A 13,858-nucleotide genomic window follows, 5' to 3' on the forward strand; every position below is an offset into this window, starting at 1 on the left:
ATGACTTCGACTACCTGCCAGCAGGGGGAGCCAGTCGCTACGCTCCCGGCTCCCCCTGCTGCCATACCCCGCATCGATCTGAACTCAGAGGTCAATGCGCTACACTAACTCTTCACTGGTACAAAACATCGGGCAATCCAAGGGGTGTCTCACCTTCCAACGATTTTGGAATCTGCTATCAGCCCAGGTTCAATGATCCGGCAATAGTCTCCATTCTGGGAGGACTCCCGGCAGCTGGTGTAATCTGGTGTCCTCTTTGCACATCCGCTGGCAAAACCGCAAAGAACCGCATAGGGTGTCTGATGTGATCGGAACAGGCTACTGTTGCAAGCGAGTACAGCATACGCAGGTCAGGAGGTTTTCTATGGAGCTGAATGCAAGCCCTACCCCAATCGACCCCAGGCAGATGTCTGCCGCAAATGGGCTGGCGCTGGTACGCGTGACAATTGGGGCAATGTTCGTGTGGGTCTTTTTTGAGAACATGGGGAAAGGCCTCTACACCCCCGGAGGCTACGCTGGCCTGATCCATTACTACATTAAGTCGAGCCATTCCCCGGATGCCTGGAAGGCGGTGATGGGCCTTGCGGCAAACCATGCCGCGATAGCAGCGCCCATGCAGGCCATGACTGAGATCGCTCTCGGCATCCTGCTTGTCATCGGTCTACTGACCCGGCCCGCCGCATTGGTGGCGTTTCTGTTTCTCAGCAGCCTTTGGATCTCAGAGTTTGGCACCTCGTGGATATGGGAACTGCTGGTTCCAGTGCTTGCGTCGCTTGGACTCGTCATCGGACACGCCGGCCGGAGATGGGGCGTCGATGCGTGGCTGTCGCAACGATGGCCCTCTTCCCCGTGGTGGTAATCGGAGCTAAGCTTACGTGCGAGTATCCGTTATCATCCCAACTCATAATGAAGCCCAGGCGATTGGTCGCGTTTTAGCGGATCTCCCAGCCGATCTCACGACGGAGATCATTGTTGTCGACAGTAACTCGACTGACGGAACGCCCGAGATCGCCGCGAGAATGGGGGCTCGCGTCATTCAGGAACCGCGCCGCGGCTATGGACGTGCGTGCCTTACCGGACTGGCCGCGGCAGCTTCGCCCGACGTGGTTGTGTTCCTGGATGGGGACTATAGCGATCGGCCCTCGGAGCTGCCGATTCTTCTGGCGCCGATTCTTGAGGGACGTGCGGACATCACGCTGGGTTCGCGCTTGCGGGGGCGGCGTCCTTTGGGAGCGATGCCCTGGCATCAGGCGTTCGGGAATCGTTTCGCCGCTGGTCTGATCAGATTTCTTTATGGACTGGAGATCACTGATCTCGGCCCGTTTCGCGCTGGCCACGCAGATGTCCTGCGCTCGCTCGCCCTCGAAGAGACTACCTATGGCTGGGCGGTGGAGATGATCCTCAAAGGCGCACTGGCTGGATTTCGCGTGGTTGAAGTCCCGGTGAGCTACTATCCGCGCATCGGCAAATCGAAGATCAGCGGTACGCTCAAGGGCACGGTCGGCGCCGCCTGGTTCATTCTCAGCTTGATCGTGTGCTATTCTTTCCGGCACCGAACGGCCGGAACATCACGGCCAGCATAGGTCCAGGTCAAAAAGATGAAACCTTCAAACGAGACGATGGTGCGGTCGTCAGGCGTCGATCGCGTGCTGGTCATCATGGCGAAAGCGCCGAGGCCGGGCGCGGTGAAGACTCGCCTGACGCCCGGCCTTTCCCCTGAGACTGTCACGTCTTTTTACCGCTGCCTTCTTGGCGACACGCTGGGGCTGGCTCGGTCATTGACGAGTGTGGAGGTTGCCATGATGTGCCCGAAATCGGACGTCGACGAGCTCGAGCGGTTGGCAGGCGAAGAAGTGAGCGTCGTTGCACAGAACGGTGAAGGTCTTGCCGCAGGTCTCACTTCGGTGTTTGCGCACTTCGCAGAAGATCATCCGCGGCGCATCATTGCCTTCAACAGCGACAGCCCGCACCTGCCGCGTTCTATTCTCGAAGACGCGTTTGAAATGCTGGCCGCATATGACGTGGTGGTGGGGCCAACGACCGATGGAGGCTACTATCTCGTAGGGGCAAAGACCTCTCATCCTGCGCTTTTCGCGAGCGACGGGATGGGCACGAGCAGCGCACTGGAGAGGCTCTTATCGAGTGCGCAAGCGCTTGAGCTGTCCGTGGGTCTCGTCGATCCCTTTTACGATATCGATGTAGCGGACGACCTGGTGCGCCTGGCAGCGGAGTTGCGTCTCGCTCCGATGAGGGCGCCACGCACAGCGCAGTGGCTTAACGAGCGAAAGATTGTGATGCCACGACCACGGACAGACACGGAGAAATTGTGAAACTCACCTCCGAGTCGAGAGTCTATGCACTCGGCGCTACGTTGTGTGCGACGCTCACAATCTGCTCACGAAACTTCGGCGATCGAGGCGGGCCTTCCTTTATGGCCTCTTTGACGCTTGCAAGTATCGTGTACCTCCTGGCGGTCCGTGAGTTTTTCTCTACTCCCACCTTTTCCCGGCGCGTTGTCGTCATTGGGCTCGTCCTCGCCGCGGTGTGGCACGTTCAATTTCTCAGGGTGCCCGCGGGCGCCGAGGACGATATTCATCGCTATGTCTGGGATGGCCGCCTGCAGAGGCTCGGCTATAACCCCTACCTTGTGATTCCCAGTGATCCCGCCGCTCAACTGTTGCATACGCCGGAAACCCGCAGTTTGAACAACCCGGATCTGCCGAGTCCCTACCCACCGGGAGCGCAGATGTTCTTCCGGGCAGTGACCGCGATTCAGGAGTCCACCTTTGCACTGAAGGTAGCATTTGTGATTTGCGAACTCGCAATCGCTTTCGTGCTGCTCGACGTGTTGCGTTATCACCGGAAGGGCGCGCACCTGGTCCTGGTATATGCCTGGAGTCCGCTGTTGGCCATTGAAGTGGCGGGCAGCGGTCACATCGACATTGTCGGTGCACTGCTCCTGCTGGTATCCGCCGCTGCGCTGAGCCGCAGATGGCGGGCGACTGCAGCCGTCGCATTTGGGCTGGCGGTAGCCGTGAAATTTCTTCCTGTTGTACTCTTGCCCCTCTACTGGAAGCGGATTCGCATTCGCGACGCTGCGCTGGCGGTAGCCGTGGTCGGGCTCCTCTATGTGCCATTTCTTCATCATTGGCGCATTCCGACAGGCTCGGTTGGCACGTATGTCCAGAGCTTTCGCTTTAATGGCCCCGTGTTTGCGATGCTCGATCGCGTTGCGCCTCCGCAGTTGCTGGCTGGGCTGGCGGTGCTCGTCGGACTGGTGACCGCGACCTGGCTGAGAAGAGTGACGCCTGAGGGGTCTCCGGAGCTATTTGCGTGGCCAATGGCAGCAACTCTCTTGGGTGCGCCTGCGGTATTCCCGTGGTATCTTCTCTGGCTGCTACCATTTTTGAGGGCGCCCTCGGCACTGCTGATGATCGTCTGGACGGTCAGCATCTTCCCCACTTACATCATGTGGCACTGGCGCACGCTGGGACGTCCATGGGGGGCGCTGCCCGTCTGGGTCATGCTGCTGGAATATGGATGCGTGGCCATCGCTGCTGGAATCATCTGGCTACGCCGTCGACGGGAGGCTGGGCGCGCTGGTACTCTATCGGACTAAGGAGAATATTTTCCTTCTATTCGGCCCCGAAGTGCCTCTCCGACATCCTGGACAATGTCCGTTCAATCTAAATATCCATTGAATCTAAAGGGAGACTCCCATGACAAGACTGAGCCGTTTTTTTACGATTAGCCTTCTGGCTTTCACGATGCTGTTCGCTGCTCCAGACTCCTGGGCGCAGAATCGACCGCCAATTCTCGAGAAGATCGCGAAGGCCTACGGCATCGATTCGTTTGGAAAAGTTGAAGCGATTCGCTATACGTGGAACGGTGAGATCACCGGACTCTTCAAAGCTGCGCATGCGTGGGAGTGGGAGCCCAAGACCGGCAAGATTTCCTACGAGGGAAAGGACAAAGACGGTAAGCCGGTCAAAGTTACTTATGTTCAGTCTCAACTCAACAGCCAGCCTGCCAGCGTGAGGGAGCAGGTTGCGCCGTCCTTCGTCAACGACAACTATTGGCTTCTCTTTCCCCTCCATGCTTACTGGGACACCAGCGCCACTGTGACCGATCGAGGGATGCAGAAGCTGCCAGTGGGCACCGGTTCCGCCGAGTTGGTCGTGGTGAAGTATCCTGCCGAGGCGGGCGGCTACACCCCCGGGGACACCTGGGACCTGTATGTCGGCAAAGACAACCGTGTTAAATATCTTGTCTACCACCGGGGCGGAGCCAAGCCGCCGCAACTCGTCATCGCATCGTGGGCAGGCTATAAAAAAGCAGGTCCTCTGCTGTTTTCGACCGAGCATCGCGGCACAGCGGACGGGAAACCCCTGCACATCTTCATTACGAATGTGGCCGTCAAGCTGACAGGCTCGAACACCTGGATGAAAGCGCAATAGTCGACGCAGGACGAACATCCGGGTCCACCGGAAAGCTGTAGAATGTGCACAATCCGATGAAGGCCGACATTGATCTGGACATTGGACGAAAGACGTTCGCCTCTGGCCTGCTGCCGGAGTTGATCGCCGTGCTGCGCCGCAGCCGCCCAGGCGACCTGATCGCTGTGATTGGTGACGAAGAGCACATTGGCCCTGAACTCGAGACATGGTGCCGGTTCACTGGGAATCCTCTGCTCGGAACGGCTGCCGAAGGCGGACGCATACGGTTTGTTTTTCGGTGCGGGGCTGTTGCGGTGCCGAAAGACAATCGGCCAGTAGGCTCGCGGCTTTGGCTCTACACGAACTTCGACTGCAACCTGCATTGCGACTACTGTTGCGTGCGATCCTCGCCCACCGTGCCGCGAAGGGAGCTAGGTTTCGCGCGGGTGCAGCAGATCGCTCGTGAAGCGCCAGAACTTGGCGTCGAGGAGATCTTTGTCACCGGCGGCGAGCCGTTTCTGCTCGAAGACATCGGCGACATTCTGGCTTGCTGCGCTGCGGTCGCGCCGACCACGGTGCTGACCAACGGAATGCTGTTTGCCGGACGGCGCGCAGAGAGCCTGGCAGCATTACCCCGCGATCGGATCGTTCTCCAGATCAGCCTTGATAGTTCTACGCCGGAGCTGCACGATCTCCATCGCGGCCGCGGCGCGTGGGCAAGAGCGCGTGAAGGGATCGTGCGCGCTCGTGCGCAGGGCTTTCGCGTTCGCCTGGCGGCCACTGTATCTACCGATACCGAAGCTGAGCAGTTCCGTCAGTTCCTCGATGAGGAGAAGGTTGACGCAGAAGATCGAGTCATACGCCGGGTCGCTTTGCGCGGTTCCGCAACCGAAGGGGTCGCTCTGAGCCGGGCTGACCTCGTACCGGAAGTTACCATTACATCCGAGGGCGTGTACTGGCATCCGGTTGGGGGACAGGACGCTGATTTTCTTGTCACGCGCGACATCTTCCCCCTGGCCGAGTCGTTCGCCGCGGTTCGTCGCGCCTTCGACAGCGAAGGCGAACACGCGAATAAGCTGGCAAGAATCTTTAACTGCGCATGAGTTTTCTTCAGGCAACCGGGTTGAAGAATCCCTGCCGGGCCGCGGCCTGCCGCAATGCAGCGTAACCATCGAGGTGAGGCGGCAGCCAACGCTGAAGCCCTTCGGCATCGAGAATCGGGCGATGAGCAGGGTTATTGTAACTCATCGCAGAAAGTGCGTCGGCGAACCGCCGCTCCAACTCCGGGTCAAGATCGGGCCGGGCCGTGAACATGCAATGGTTGTATGCAGGAGAGGACCATACCTCACGCAGGCCGCCTTCAGGGACGAGACGCTCGCTTTGAACCGTGTTCCAGAATGGGCTGCCTATTGCGCCGGCATCTGCTCGACCGTCGAGGACCGCCCGCACCACCTCCACTTCGCTGGTCCCGGTGTCGCCATGTTTGCCTACATCGCTGTTGAAGCGCAGCGTGCGGTAGTCTCTGCCCTCGCGCATGCCTTGCTGCTCCAGAAAGTGAACCGGCAGAATCGCCGCGTGCCCGCTGTCCTGACTGCCCAGCGCGAGTGTTCGATTCTTTAAATCAGCGAGCGTCGCGATCGAACCTCCGCTCGCGGCGACGATCTTTGTCATCCAGCCGAGATCGGTATCGCGCATGGCAACCGCTCGGCAGGCGTGGCCGCTCAACTCATCCGCTTGCAGGTAAGCAAGATTCGTGTTCCAGGCAATATCGATACGCGGCAGACCGTCTCCCGGCTGGGCTAGGAGCGCCATGACCTGCGCCTCGTAGCTCTGAAAGAGCACGACCTCGACGGGCAGATGCGCTTCCTCGTGAAAATAGCTCCGCATCCGCTCCCAAATCGTAACCACCTTCGGGTTGTACGCAACAGCTCCCACCCAGATCGTCCTGCTCATAGCTCCCCCATCATTCTTTCTCAGCCGCGTTCACAAAAGTCTATCCGTTTCACCGGCGTTTCGCTTTTAGAAGAGCGGCATTCCGAGCAGCGACTTCCCAATGAACTCGCGCAGAACATCGCCCGTTGGCGCCATCACAGCGCCTGCGTGCGCGTCGCGGAACAGGCGTTCGATGCTCAAATGTTTTGAGAACGCCGCACCGCCGCAAACGCGCATGGCTGCCGAGGTGACACTGATAGCGACCTCGCCTGCGGCAGCCTTGGTTTCAAGAACACGCAGCATGGTCGTATCGCGCGGCTTTTCAAGATGCTCGACCAGATCGTCGATGCGTGCCGACAGCCCGTCGGTATCAATCTGCATCGCGGCGAGTTGCGCGCGCAGGGTTGGCAGGCTCTCGCCGAGGCTTTGGCCGAGATGCTCAAACTTCGCGTTCTTGAGATGCGACACAGTTCCAGCGACTGCCGCCCGGCATAATCCCAGGGCCACCGCTGCTGTCCCCAAACAGAAGAGTGGGAGCACGATGTTGAGCATGACCGGAAAACCCGCGCTATCTTCCGTAAGCTGAAAATCGGAGGCGACATGGCAGTCATCCAGCGCAATCGGCGCAGAAGCGTTGGCTCGAAGTCCCAGACCGTCCCAGGGCCCCGCAACGGAAAGGCCAGGCGTGTCCGCTCCAAGGAGATAGAGGGTTGAATCGGTAGGTCCCGTCCCTTGAGGGGCGAGCGCAGAAACGACGTAGCTGTGCGCATGACCCGCGCTGGTCACCCAAGATTTCTTGGCGCTTATGCGCACGCCGTCACCATTACGATGCGCGCGGGATACAGGAGCCCAGAAATGGCTGCGCGAGCCGGCTTCGCTGAAGGCGAGAGTGGATAAATGGCGGCCCGCACCAATCTCCTGAAGGATGGGCACGAGTGTCTCCTTCGCTTCTGGGCGCGCCGACACGATGGTCGCAGTGCCGAGAATGTGCATCAGGTAGACCATAGCGACTGCGGCATCTGCCTCGGCGAGCGTCGCCATCACAACGGCAAACGTGCGGGGGCTTAGCCCCGAACCGCCAAAATCCTCGGGTAGCAGCAGCCCAAGTAGCCCAGACTCACCAAGGGCCTCGATAGCGTCGGTAGAGAATCGCCCCGCCTTGTCGTTTTGCCCCGCAGACGGCGCCAGCACGCGGCTGGCGATTTCGGCGGCTTTCAATACAGCAGCGTCATGAGTCATGATCACACCTATCATCCACAATCTACTGGATCAAACTCGATTGTCACCGAGGATGCGCCGAGGGGTCAAACAAGACAGCTATAACGCTGAGTGGTCGGGCATCCTCCTCGGGCGATGGCTTTGAGACTGTGTGTGGCCGACTGCAGTCCAAGTATCGGTAGTTTAGATTTGCACTTCTTCTCCTTACCTTGAAATACCAACTGTTGCCAGCAAGGCAAAGCACGTTTCCAGGATGGTCTACCCTCGAAACGCGCATTGGCAATTTGTCACCAACTGAGGCAGCGGCGGGAGTTATATCCGGGCAAGTTACTCACAACGCCGTTTTCAAGTAGCTTGAGCGCTGAGAACCAGCAAAAGAAATCGCGGCCCGTCTTCTTCCTGGCATTTCCACCCACAGCAGGTCCAGCGGCGCCCGTTGGGATATAACCATGCCCGTTCTTGATCTTGACGTCCAAACAATACTTTGGTATTGATCGATACGTTCGTCCAATGGATTCGTCGTTGCGCTTCTGCTAATGTCGTCTTCACGGCCCTCGCTCTGACATCGAAGGGAGTACCAAATGGGCGGCACAAATGGACTGAAAGAGACCACGCGTGTGACCGCGCCCATCGCGTCGAACACGCTTAGCGTGAACATTTTTACCGCTCCGGGAAAGGCTATGGTCGGCGAGCGGCCAAAGCCCTTCGGCGAGCCGCTCGGCTTCGATCCGATCACGTCCACGTTGATCTTCGGCGAGCACGGCGCGGTGCTGGTGGACGCAATGGGGACAGTGGCTGAAGCGGAGGCTCTCGCGGATTGGGTTGCGCTGCACAACCGCAACTTGGAGACCATCTATATAACGCACGGTCATTTCGACCATTTCTACGGTCTGAGCGTTCTCCTCGACCGTTTCCCAGGCGCTCGGGCGATAGCAACGCCGAAGACCGTGGAGGCCATGCAGTCGTCGTTTGTTCCTCCGCTGAGCCAGTTCGCCCGCCAATTGTTTCCTGGGCAAGTGCCGACGAAGTTGGTCTCACCTGAGCCCTATGGGGGCAACACCTTCACGCTTGAGGGCCACGAATTGCGCATCATCGAGCAGGGCCGCACCGATTGTCCCGATTCGACGTCTCTACACGTTCCATCAATCGGACTGATCGTCGCTGGCGACGTTGTGTACAACCAATGCCGCATGTACGTCGGCGACACCACCCCCGAAGAGCCGAAACAATCGGATCGCGGCGCTAGACCGGTTAGCGGCTCTGAACCCGACGATTGTTGTCGCCGGTCACAAGAAGCCTGGCGAGCCCGACTCTCCCTCGACGACCCAGGACACCAAGCGTTACTTGCAGGATTTTGACCGGCTACAGAAAACGGCGACATCCGACCGGGAGCTGTTCGATCAGATGACGGCGCTGTATCCGCATTGGGTACCGAATCAGTCGTGGTTGATGTTCAGATTCCCCGGGCATAACTCACATCAACCGCGGTGGCGCATCCTTGCGCACTTTGGAGGAAGCCGCGGGCGATGAGTTAGCTCATATTCAGCAGAACAGAATTCGATTTCAAAGAGGAGAACAAAATGGCAACAAAAGGAAAAATCCTGGTATTGGTCTCGAGCGGTCGCGGTTTGCCCTTGAAAGATGGCAAGGTTTATACCGGCGCCGGCTACTACCTCAACGAACTGACGGTTGTGGTTCGCGGCCTGATGAAGGAGGGCTACGAAATCACCTTCGCCAACCCCAAAGGCAACGCGCCCCAAGTGGATGTGCATTCAGAGGTCGCCGATTTCTTTGGAGGGGACGCGGCCAAGCTACAGGACTATATGATATTCCGCGACGGCCTGACTGGGCTCAGAGATCCATCCCGCATCGCGGATGTCATCGCATCAGGTCTGGATCAATATGACGCTGTCTTCGTCCCCGGCGGCCATGGTCCGATGATCGATCTTCTCGATGATCCCAATGCCGGCATAGTGCTGAGACACTTTCACGAAACATCCAAGCCTACGGCTGTGCTTTGCCATGGCCCAATTTCACTTCTCGCGGCGCTTCCGAATTCGACGGAGGTGGTTGCCGCGCTGAGTGCGGGCGATGCCGCTGGAGCGCACGCAAAGGCTCAAGGCTGGATCTATTCTGGATATAAGATGACCATCTTTTCGACGGCGGAAGAACAGCAGCGGGAGCCGCTTGAGATTGGTGGCAAGGTTCTCTTCTATCCGGACTTCGCCTTGCGTACTGCGGGCGGTGACGTAAGTGTGGTCGCTCCATGGAAGAGCTACGTCCTTCGAGATCGCGAGTTGATCTCAGGTCAGAATCCGTTCTCTGATGAAGCGCTTCTGAAGCTTCTTTTGCCGGCACTCGATGCGAAGAAGAAGTCAGCGGCATAAGAATCGGGACGCCCAGAAAGAGCTACTTGAGAAAGGGACGACAGGCCTGGAGGGCGTAAATATCGATGAAGACCACGTTGGGCGGTTTTTTCATTGATGCCGCCTGAAAATCAAGCAGGTGTGGGCCACCCGCCCAGATGAGCACCGTTTATCGGAATTGGAGCCGTCAATGAGCAGCGTACAAATCGACCAGAAGAGCTATGAGATGCCCCCGCGAGAAGGGATGAGCATCGCACAATTTCTAACTGTGGGCGACATCAACCGATCGCTCGATTACTACGAGAAGGTCTTCGGTGCGCGCATTCTGAGCAGAGGCGACGGCAACGCGCCTGGGTACCTTCAACTCGCGAATATCTGGATGATTGTGAACGTAGGGGGTGGCCCAACACCGGATAAGCCGACGGTATCGCTCAGCGTTCCAGACCCGAATCACATCAACAGCTTTCTGAATCTCCGGGTTGCGGATATTCAAGCATGTTATGAGTTATGGAAGAGCCGAGGAGCAGAGTTCATCACGGCGCCAATCCCCAAGTACGGCGAGATCCGCTGCTACATCCGTGACCCTGACAGTTATATCATCGAGGTCGGACAGAGCACGGACCAGACATACGGCTGACGCTCAGCCCGGATGGTTCGTTTTTTTGGAAACCTCCTGGATGATATAGGTGGATCGGGAGATTATTTCTATGCCGGGCCTCCCACACTAATGATCAGTTTATGGTCAAGGACAGCAGATGAAGCGAAACGCGCAGGCACATTGCTAATGGAAAATTTTGGTAGCGGTCCTTACCCGCTCTTTTTCATTCGCCGCACCCTTCAATCGGGGGCCTTCTCAGGGAGACCACCCACCCGTTTGAGCTCGTCCTCGACCAAGAACGGAACAACATGGATTAGTTGAGGTCGAATGACTTGTTATCGGGGTGTCTTCTCAGGCGCCGGTCTCAATGTATTTGTGTGAGCCGGAGTGTTGATTCAGACTGAGATGAAGAACTGGCGTTGTCGGTTGGAAGCGAGTGTGACTTTTGTGTTGATACGTGGCCACGGCTCCCTATTCCGTGACCTATACTACTGGTCTGTAATTCTTCCGGGCGGAACCCGCGGAGGACCTAAGTATGGAAAGCAAAAAGACAGTCATCGTAACCGGCGCCTCGCAAGGCATCGGAAAGGCCATCGTCCAGACCTTTCTTGATCGGGGCTATAACGTCGTTGCAACCTCGCGTAGCGTTTTCGAAGCTGGCTTCGTGCCCTCATCGAGTCTTGCGTTACTTGACGGAGACATCAGTCAGGCAGAGACGGCCGAGAAGGTCGCACAGGCCGCGGTCGAGAAGTTCGACTCTATCGATCATGTTGTCAATAATGCAGGCATCTTCTCGGTGAAGCCTTTTACTGAATACACCGCAGAAGAGTTTCGCCGCTTCGTCTCGGTCAACCTGGAAGGGTTCTTCTTCATTACTCAGCTTGCAGTCAGGCGGATGTTGTCGCAGGGCAGCGGCGGCAGCGTGACAACCATTACCGCGGCGCTCGCCAACAATCCCATCGCCGGCATACCGGCGTCGATTCCGATGCTCACAAAGGGCGGACTGAATGCGATTACCCTCAGCCTCGCGAGCGAATACGCGAAGAACAAAATCCGCTTCAACGCCGTCGCGCCCGGCACTGTGGACACACCGCTGCACAAAGACGCATCGAAGGATTTCCTGAAGAGCCGTACCCCTATGGGCACGATCTCAGACCCGAACGACATCGCTGAGGCTGTTATTTATCTGACGGAAGCTCATCACGTAACCGGGGAGGTGCTGCACGTGGACGACGGTGCGCATGTGGGCCGATGGTGAGCGGTAAAGGTGCGCAGCCGGGCGACGCAGAACGCCGACTGCAGGAGCTTGGTATCCAGCTCCCAGCCGTCCCGACGCCGCTTGGCACTTACGTTGAGACGGTACAGACGGGCAATCTACTCTTCTTTAGCGGGATGCTCCCAGTTGTGGACCACAAACCGAAGTATGTTGGCCGGCTTGGGAAAGAGCTCGATACCGAGGCCGGACGAGATGCCGCCTACACGGCGGCGTTGGGAATTCTTGCCGCGGCGAAGCAGCATCTCGGCTCACTCGACAGAGTAACTCGCGTTGTTCGGCTCGGAGTCTTTATAGCAACATCAGGGGACTTCTTTGACCAGCCCAAGGTCGCGGACGCTGTCTCAGACCTGTTTCGAGATGTCTTTGGAATCGAGAAAACATCGGTTCGGCTGGTAATCGGTGTTGCCAGTCTTCCTTTGGGAATGCCAATAGAACTCGATGTGATCTTCGAAGTCGCAGACTAGACGGAGGATGGATAAATGCGGCCAGATTGACCCTTTCGACGCTCGCTACCACTTCGGGCATGAATGCTCAGAAAAGGACGGGATCATGGAACAACAAGTGTTTTATCGCACGGTGAAGGTCGATGGACTCACCATCTTCTACAGAGAGGCGGCCGCGAAAAACGCTCCCACTATTCTTTTACTGCATGGTCTTCCGTCGTCGTCGCGGATGTTTCAGCCACTGCTGACACGGCTTGCAGACAGCTACCATCTGGTTGCGCCCGATTATCCCGGCTTCGGACATAGCGACTGGCCTGACCCGAAACAGTTCGATTACACCTTCGATCACATCGCTTCCGTGATGGACGGTTTCACGCAGGCGCTGGGTTTGTCGCACTACACGCTTTATATGCAGGATTACGGTGGGCCGGTTGGCTTTCGCATGGCATTGGCGAACCCGGAGCGGGTGCAGGCTCTTATCGTCCAGGATGCGGTCGCTCACAACGAAGGTCTTGGGGCGAACTGGGCAACACGGCGGGCATTCTGGGCGGACAGGCCTGCTTATGAGGAAGCGCTGCGCAAAAATCTGCTGTCGCTTGCAACCACGAAGACGCGCCATATCGGAGACGATCCGAAGATTGAGCTCTATGACCCGGATCTTTGGACCGACGAGTACGCATTTCTGAATGCACCGGGGCAGGCGCAGATTCAGAGCGATCTCTTCTATGACTACCGCACGAATGTCGATGCTTATCCAAAGTGGCAGGCGTGGCTGCAGAAGGCGCAGCCGAAGCTTTTGGTCCTATGGGGGGAACACGATCTTTCGTTCGATCTCGGCGAGCCGGAACGCTATCGGAAAGACGTGCCGAAGGCGGAGGTCTACGTACTCGACGCAGGGCACTTTGCGCTTGATACAAAAGCAGATGAGATGGCACGGTTAGTTCGTGAGTTCATGAAAACACAGAAGTGAACAGCGCCTTACCCCTTGTTGCACCGCCCACGCCAGTAACACCTGTGCGGGCGTCTTTCCAACTCGTGCAGCGATTGCCGAAATCACTGGATCTTCGGGCGGCCCCGGTCTTGCTTCATGACCCAAAGGCGCGAAAGCTAAAAACACAACTCCCTTTTCCTTGCAGAATTCCAGAAGCTCCGTCTCCAGAAGATACGGATGCAACTCTACTCGCACTACGGCTGGCTTGATTCGTGCAGATTCGTAAAGGGGCAACAGTTCGTTCAAACCGATGTCCGATAATCCGATGGCACAGCATCTGCCACGGTCTACGAGACTTTCCCTCGCCGTCCACGTGTCGAGCAAAGTCACGCTGCGTTCTGCGGGGATATTGATGCAAATGCTGCGGTCGGCAGATTCCATCGAATGCCATCTCTCCAGTAGTTAGTTCAGTCCCGAGAACGCTCGCGCATTTACCAATCACGTTTCTACGTCTCAGGAGACTCAGCCGTTGTTCCCTCAAAGCCTGGCGGTCTCAACGGGTCGACGCAACATTGGCTTGAAGTTTACTAGCTGGAGTTTCAAAGCCCAAAGTTTTCCTTGGGCGTTGGTTGAGTTGCAGAGCCACCTTGTCGAGGTC

Annotated in this window: 15 protein-coding genes; 12 read left to right on the forward strand and 3 right to left on the reverse strand. The window is 57.6% G+C overall.

Features of this window, described 5'->3' with window-relative positions; all coding sequences use genetic code 11:
* The first annotated feature begins 364 nt into the window (after nucleotides 1-364).
* The 6 genes from VMU57_RS15790 (at nucleotide 365) to VMU57_RS15815 (ending at nucleotide 5,539) form a co-directional block, all read left to right on the forward strand.
* A complete protein-coding gene (locus tag VMU57_RS15790) occupies nucleotides 365-859 on the forward strand; it encodes a DoxX family membrane protein (RefSeq protein ID WP_325385110.1) in 495 nt (164 codons plus the stop codon).
* A gap of 16 nt (nucleotides 860-875) precedes the next feature.
* Nucleotides 876-1,583, forward strand: a complete 708-nt coding sequence (locus VMU57_RS15795; RefSeq protein WP_325385112.1) for a glycosyltransferase family 2 protein — start codon at nucleotides 876-878, stop codon at nucleotides 1,581-1,583.
* A 15-nt stretch (nucleotides 1,584-1,598) separates the two neighbouring features.
* A complete protein-coding gene (locus VMU57_RS15800; RefSeq protein ID WP_325385114.1) occupies nucleotides 1,599-2,330 on the forward strand; it encodes a TIGR04282 family arsenosugar biosynthesis glycosyltransferase in 732 nt (243 codons plus the stop codon).
* A 101-nt stretch (nucleotides 2,331-2,431) separates the two neighbouring features.
* On the forward strand, nucleotides 2,432-3,619 hold the full coding sequence (locus VMU57_RS15805) for a glycosyltransferase 87 family protein (RefSeq protein ID WP_325385116.1): 1,188 nt from the start codon (nucleotides 2,432-2,434) through the stop codon (nucleotides 3,617-3,619).
* A gap of 100 nt (nucleotides 3,620-3,719) precedes the next feature.
* Nucleotides 3,720-4,457 carry a hypothetical protein gene (locus VMU57_RS15810; RefSeq protein WP_325385118.1) on the forward strand — a complete coding sequence of 246 codons (738 nt, stop codon included), beginning with the start codon at nucleotides 3,720-3,722 and terminating at the stop codon, nucleotides 4,455-4,457.
* Nucleotides 4,458-4,513: 56 nt separating this feature from the next.
* Nucleotides 4,514-5,539: an Rv1681 family radical SAM protein gene (locus VMU57_RS15815; RefSeq protein WP_325385120.1), complete on the forward strand. Its 1,026-nt coding sequence runs from the start codon at nucleotides 4,514-4,516 to the stop codon at nucleotides 5,537-5,539.
* A 7-nt stretch (nucleotides 5,540-5,546) separates the two neighbouring features.
* Here the strand turns inward: VMU57_RS15815 and VMU57_RS15820 are convergent, their stop codons facing one another.
* Entirely contained in the window at nucleotides 5,547-6,389 is an 843-nt protein-coding gene (locus tag VMU57_RS15820; protein WP_325385122.1) for a phosphate/phosphite/phosphonate ABC transporter substrate-binding protein, read from the reverse strand.
* A 66-nt stretch (nucleotides 6,390-6,455) separates the two neighbouring features.
* A complete protein-coding gene (locus tag VMU57_RS15825; RefSeq protein ID WP_325385138.1) occupies nucleotides 6,456-7,607 on the reverse strand; it encodes an acyl-CoA dehydrogenase family protein in 1,152 nt (383 codons plus the stop codon).
* A 560-nt stretch (nucleotides 7,608-8,167) separates the two neighbouring features.
* On the opposite strand from VMU57_RS15825, the gene VMU57_RS15830 reads away from it, so the two are divergent.
* The 6 genes from VMU57_RS15830 to VMU57_RS15855 all read left to right on the forward strand — a co-directional run bounded on the left by VMU57_RS15830 (nucleotide 8,168) and on the right by VMU57_RS15855 (nucleotide 13,239).
* Nucleotides 8,168-8,944 carry an MBL fold metallo-hydrolase gene (locus VMU57_RS15830; RefSeq protein ID WP_325385124.1) on the forward strand — a complete coding sequence of 259 codons (777 nt, stop codon included), beginning with the start codon at nucleotides 8,168-8,170 and terminating at the stop codon, nucleotides 8,942-8,944.
* A 222-nt stretch (nucleotides 8,945-9,166) separates the two neighbouring features.
* Entirely contained in the window at nucleotides 9,167-9,973 is an 807-nt protein-coding gene (locus VMU57_RS15835) for a type 1 glutamine amidotransferase domain-containing protein (RefSeq protein WP_325385126.1), read from the forward strand.
* A 169-nt stretch (nucleotides 9,974-10,142) separates the two neighbouring features.
* Nucleotides 10,143-10,589, forward strand: coding sequence for a VOC family protein (locus tag VMU57_RS15840; protein ID WP_325385128.1), 447 nt, complete (start codon nucleotides 10,143-10,145; stop codon nucleotides 10,587-10,589).
* 496 nt (nucleotides 10,590-11,085) lie between these two features.
* Nucleotides 11,086-11,808, forward strand: coding sequence for an SDR family oxidoreductase (locus tag VMU57_RS15845; protein WP_325385130.1), 723 nt, complete (start codon nucleotides 11,086-11,088; stop codon nucleotides 11,806-11,808).
* Nucleotides 11,802-12,290: a RidA family protein gene (locus VMU57_RS15850; protein ID WP_325385132.1), complete on the forward strand. Its 489-nt coding sequence runs from the start codon at nucleotides 11,802-11,804 to the stop codon at nucleotides 12,288-12,290. The genes VMU57_RS15845 and VMU57_RS15850 overlap by 7 nt, the downstream gene beginning before the upstream one ends.
* A gap of 85 nt (nucleotides 12,291-12,375) precedes the next feature.
* Complete coding sequence (locus VMU57_RS15855) at nucleotides 12,376-13,239, forward strand: alpha/beta hydrolase (protein WP_325385134.1); 864 nt, start codon at nucleotides 12,376-12,378, stop codon at nucleotides 13,237-13,239.
* On the opposite strand, the gene VMU57_RS15860 is transcribed toward VMU57_RS15855, so the two are convergent.
* Nucleotides 13,207-13,641 (reverse strand): aldo/keto reductase, encoded by a 435-nt coding sequence (locus tag VMU57_RS15860; RefSeq protein ID WP_325385136.1) that lies wholly within the window; start codon nucleotides 13,639-13,641, stop codon nucleotides 13,207-13,209. The two genes, VMU57_RS15855 and VMU57_RS15860, sit on opposite strands and share 33 nt — an antisense overlap.
* Nucleotides 13,642-13,858 lie beyond the last annotated feature (217 nt).

Origin of the sequence: Edaphobacter sp. (assembly GCF_035532915.1) — a bacterium.
In the GTDB taxonomy this organism is placed as follows: Bacteria; Acidobacteriota; Terriglobia; order Terriglobales; family Acidobacteriaceae; genus Edaphobacter.

Excerpts from the sequence above, each read along its gene's own strand:
- VMU57_RS15790 (WP_325385110.1), top strand. The coding sequence starts at position 365 with ATGGAGCTGAATGCAAGCCCTACCCCAATCGACCCCAGGCAGATGTCT.
- VMU57_RS15800 (WP_325385114.1), top strand. The coding sequence starts at position 1,599 with ATGAAACCTTCAAACGAGACGATGGTGCGGTCGTCAGGCGTCGATCGC.
- VMU57_RS15805 (WP_325385116.1), top strand. The coding sequence starts at position 2,432 with ATGGCCTCTTTGACGCTTGCAAGTATCGTGTACCTCCTGGCGGTCCGT.
- VMU57_RS15810 (WP_325385118.1), top strand. The coding sequence starts at position 3,720 with ATGACAAGACTGAGCCGTTTTTTTACGATTAGCCTTCTGGCTTTCACG.
- VMU57_RS15815 (WP_325385120.1), top strand. The coding sequence starts at position 4,514 with ATGAAGGCCGACATTGATCTGGACATTGGACGAAAGACGTTCGCCTCT.
- VMU57_RS15820 (WP_325385122.1), bottom strand. The coding sequence starts at position 6,389 with ATGAGCAGGACGATCTGGGTGGGAGCTGTTGCGTACAACCCGAAGGTG.
- VMU57_RS15825 (WP_325385138.1), bottom strand. The coding sequence starts at position 7,607 with ATGACTCATGACGCTGCTGTATTGAAAGCCGCCGAAATCGCCAGCCGC.
- VMU57_RS15830 (WP_325385124.1), top strand. The coding sequence starts at position 8,168 with ATGGGCGGCACAAATGGACTGAAAGAGACCACGCGTGTGACCGCGCCC.
- VMU57_RS15835 (WP_325385126.1), top strand. The coding sequence starts at position 9,167 with ATGGCAACAAAAGGAAAAATCCTGGTATTGGTCTCGAGCGGTCGCGGT.
- VMU57_RS15840 (WP_325385128.1), top strand. The coding sequence starts at position 10,143 with ATGAGCAGCGTACAAATCGACCAGAAGAGCTATGAGATGCCCCCGCGA.
- VMU57_RS15845 (WP_325385130.1), top strand. The coding sequence starts at position 11,086 with ATGGAAAGCAAAAAGACAGTCATCGTAACCGGCGCCTCGCAAGGCATC.
- VMU57_RS15850 (WP_325385132.1), top strand. The coding sequence starts at position 11,802 with ATGGTGAGCGGTAAAGGTGCGCAGCCGGGCGACGCAGAACGCCGACTG.
- VMU57_RS15855 (WP_325385134.1), top strand. The coding sequence starts at position 12,376 with ATGGAACAACAAGTGTTTTATCGCACGGTGAAGGTCGATGGACTCACC.
- VMU57_RS15860 (WP_325385136.1), bottom strand. The coding sequence starts at position 13,641 with ATGGAATCTGCCGACCGCAGCATTTGCATCAATATCCCCGCAGAACGC.